This window comes from Streptomyces sp. SID5910, assembly GCF_009862125.1.
In the GTDB taxonomy this organism is placed as follows: domain Bacteria; phylum Actinomycetota; class Actinomycetes; order Streptomycetales; family Streptomycetaceae; genus Streptomyces.
The window spans coordinates 1-3913 of the sequence record NZ_WWHX01000152.1 but is presented as its reverse complement, the minus strand read 5'-3'; the positions used below and the strand labels follow the sequence as shown (position 1 = coordinate 3913).

Annotated in this window: 2 protein-coding genes and 1 pseudogene; 1 reads left to right on the top strand and 2 read right to left on the bottom strand. The window is 77.9% G+C overall.

The window, feature by feature from the left end:
* Positions 1–236: pseudogene (locus GTW67_RS05655) on the bottom strand (hypothetical protein); the annotation flags it as partial.
* A gap of 16 nt (positions 237–252) precedes the next feature.
* Positions 253–645, bottom strand: coding sequence for a hypothetical protein (locus GTW67_RS05650; protein WP_161163692.1), 393 nt, complete (start codon positions 643–645; stop codon positions 253–255).
* 79 nt (positions 646–724) lie between these two features.
* Here GTW67_RS05650 and GTW67_RS05645 point away from each other — a divergent pair.
* Positions 725–3913 (top strand): CHAT domain-containing protein (locus tag GTW67_RS05645; protein ID WP_161163691.1); only part of this gene is annotated, 3189 nt, incomplete at its 3' end.

Here is a 3913-nt window from a genome sequence, read left to right as displayed (position 1 = left end):
GCGGCGGTGAGCAGGACGAACGCCACCAGGAGCGCGGCGGTGCCGGTCCGGTCGAGCGCCGGGCGGGCGGCGAGGTCGTCCAGCGTGCCGCGCAGCCGGTCGACGTCGTGCCAGTGCCGGTGCCCGAGGCGGGTGCCGACGGCGGCGACGGCGAGGAAGAGGGCGCCGGGCAGCACCAGCAGGTTCAGCCAGCGCTCGGTGAGTTTGCCGCCCAGGGTGGCGAGGAGGGGGTTCATGAGGCCGGCGGCGCGGTCAACGGTCGGGGCGCAGGCGCGCCTTGTGCATGCGGGCGTCGTGGACGGCGCAGTGCGGGGCGGGCAGCAGGTCGCGGGCCCGTTCCGTACGGCTGCACCGCACCGGGCCGGGGCACACGGCCACCTTGAGGTGCGGGGACACACCGGGTACTCCGACGCCCCGGGAGGCGACGAGCAGCCCGCCCGCGTGCCCGGCCCGGCGCAGGGCGTGGTCGAGGGCGGCGAAGCAGGCGGCGAGTTCGTCGGCGTCGGCGCCCGCGCGCAGCAGGTCCCGGGCACGCTCGGCGGCCTCCCCGACGCCGGGCAGCCGCATCTCCTCCCGGGAGCCGAGCAGGGCGCACAACGCCGCCTGCCGGTGCGCGAGTTCGGGAACGCCGGGCGATACGGTCATGGTCCCAGTGTGCCTCAGGACGGGCTCCGGGACGTGTGAGTCGCCAGGCCGCCGGAGTCGACTTCAGGGGGACGACAGGGTGAGGGACGACCGGGACCGGCTCGTACAGGCCGTCCGCGCGCGCCTCCGGCGGGCCGGCACCGCGGACACGGGGGTGGACCCGGGCGTGGTGTTCGGCCCGGACGCGGACGCCGAGTTACGGGCGCTGCTGCGGGCCGCCGACCCGAGGACCGATCTGGAGGCCCGGCACGTGGCCGGGTGGCTGTGCGTCGCCCGCGCGTCGGCCACCTCCGGCGTCGAGGGCGCCGTCCACGGAGCGATGGCCGGGACGCTGCTGTTCCCCCTGTGGGTGGCCGATCCCCGGCTGGTGCCACCGCGGTTGGCGGCCGGTTTCGCCGCCGCCGGCGCCGCGGACCGCCCCGACCCGGCGGACGCCGACGGTGTCGCCGAGTGGTCGGCACAGTGCGCCGCGGCCGCGATCGCGGCCGAGGGCCGGCAGCACCGGCCGCCGGACGACGCCACCGAGGACGACCTGCGCCTGTACGCGCTGGCCGAGCGGGTGGGCGCGTCGGCGCCGAGCCGCGAGGTGCTGCTCGCCACGGCCGTCGCCGCGGGCAGTCTCGCCGTCCTCGCGACACCGGAGGACGACCCCGCGTACGGCGCCCGGGTCGCCGATCTGACGCGCGCGCTGCACCTCGGCGGACAGCGGGAGGGAGCACCGGACGCGGACGCCGAACTCCTGCTCGTCCACCGCACCCTGAAGGCCCTGCCCGCCCACTCCCCCGACCGGATCCCGGCACTCAGCAACCTGGGCATCCAGCTGCTGGACCGCTACCGGCGCGCGCACGACCCGGAGGACCTGTACGACGCGGCGGGCATCGCACGCGACGTCCTGGCCCAACTCCCCGCCGGCAGCCCGCATCTGGCCCACTGCCTGAGCACCCTGGGCGCCACGCTGCTCGCGCTGCGGCACCGGGAGGGCGGCACCGTCGAGGAGTGCGACGAGGTGGTGGACCTGTTCCGCCGGGCCGCTCCCGGCGACCCGAAGGGCCCCGCCGCGGCAGGCCTCAACCTGGGCCTCGCCCTGGTCCTGCGCCACCAGCGCACCGGCCGGCCGCACGACCTGCACGAGGCGGTCGCGGTCTTCAGCGGCGCCCTGGACGCGGCGCGGGACCCGGAGCAACGCGTCGGCGTACGCGCCGCGCTGGGCAACGCGCTGCGCGCCCGCCACGCGCGGACCGGCGATCCCGCCGACCTGGACGCGGCGATCTCGCACCTGTCGGCCGTCGCGGCCGTGTCCACGCAGGCCACGCCCCGCTCCGGGGCACGGCTGCTGGCGCCGGCGATGGCCCTGCACGCCCGCTACCGGCTCGACCCCGACGGCAACCACGCGGACCTGGCGGAGGCCCTCACCCTCCTGCGGCGGGCCGAGTCACTGCTGCCGCCGGGGCACCCGGAGCGGCCCGTGACGCTCTGCGATCTCGGGCTGGTGCTGAGCGACAGCTACGAGCACGGCGGCCGCCCGGACGAGTTGAACGAGGCGATCGAGGCCCTGCGGGCGGGCGTGGCGCTCACCCCGGACGGGCACGAGATGCTCGGCGTGCGGCTGCTGAACCTCGGCATGGCCCTGGGCCTGCGCCACGGCCTGTCGGGCGACGGCGAGGACCTGCGCGAGGCACAGGAGTGCCGGGACCGTGCCGGGCGGCTGCCCGGGCTCGGCCGCGCGCACCGCGCGACGCTGCTCGGCTCCACGGGGATCAGCGTGATGACGGGCTTCGAGCGTGCCCCCGACCCGGTCGCCCGGCTCGGCGAAGCCATCGGGCTGTTCCGGCAGGCGCTCGCGCTGACCCCGGCGGACGATCCCCTTCTGCCGCGCCGGCGCCACAACCTGGCCATCGCCCTGATGGCCCGCTGCGAGCGGGCGTGGCGGCGAAGTGACGCCCGTGAGGCGCACCGGCTGGCCGACGCGGTCGTCGCGGCGCTGCCCGAGGACTCGCCCGAACTGCCCGCCGCCCTGACGGTGGCCGCCGAGTCCCGTCTGTCGGGCCTCGGCTCCCTGGTGGCGCCCGGCGTCCGGGCCGAGGCGGTCGCGCTGCTGCGCCGGGCGGTCGAGGCCACCCCGCCCGGTCACGCGCGGCGCGCGCTGCGGCTGACGAACCTGGGCGTCGTCCTGCGGGACCGCAGCACCGGGCGGGGCCGCGACGCCGACCTGGCGGAGGCGGCCGAGGTGTTCCGGACGGCCTCCCTGGAGCAGCAGTGCCCGCCCTCCCAGCGGCTGAACGCCGCGCGGGCCTGCGGCGACCTCTGGGCCCGGCTCGGCGTGTGGGACCGCGCCCTGGACGCCCATGTGCGGGCGGTCGACCTGCTGCATTCCGTCGCACCGCGCCATCTGCCGCGCGACGACCAGGAGTTGCTGCTCGGCCGGACCGTGGGGCTCGGCGCCACGGCGGCCGCCTGCGCGGTGCGCTGCGGCCGGCCCGGGCTCGCGGTGGGGCTCCTCGAACAGGCCAGGGGTGTCCTGCTGTCCCATGCCTTCGACGCGGACAGCGACCTCACCCGGCTCCGGGAGAGGGCGCCCGCGCTCGCCGACCGGTTCGAGGAGCTGCGGGCGGCCCTCGACACGGCGACGGAGAGCCGGGAGCCGTTGAGCGAGGAGTCCACGGACCGCCTCGCGGACGGCGGGGCGCACCCCTCCGGCGCCGCGGACGCCCGGGCCGACCGGCGCCAGCGGCTGGCCGCCGAATGGGAGGAACTCACCCGCCGCATCCGTACCGAGCACCCCGGCCTCGGACTGCTGCGCCCGGTGCGGGAGTGGGACGAGAGCGAGCTGCGGGCCACGGCCGCGGCGGGCCCGGTGGTCCTGGTCAACGTCTCCCCCCACGGCAGCGACGCCCTGGTGGTCACCGGGCGTTCCGTCGACGCCGTGCCGCTGCCCGGTCTCGACCCGGGGGCGACGGCGGCACAACGGGAGGCGTTCGAGGAGGCTCTGCTGCGCATCGAGGCGCCCGGAACCTCGCGCAAGCACGCGCTCCGCGCCCAGCAGGCCGTCCGGGACACCCTCGACCGGCTGTGGCGGACGGTCACCGGCCCGGTCCTGGACCACCTGGGCCTGACGGCCCGGACCGCCGGACCGTGGCCCCGCGTGTGGTGGTCGCCCGGCGGCGCCCTGGGCACGCTGCCGCTGCACGCTGCGGCCCCCGCCGACGGGGGGCCCGGGGCGCTCGACCGGGTGACGTCCTCGTACACGCCGACGCTGCGGGCCCTGCAC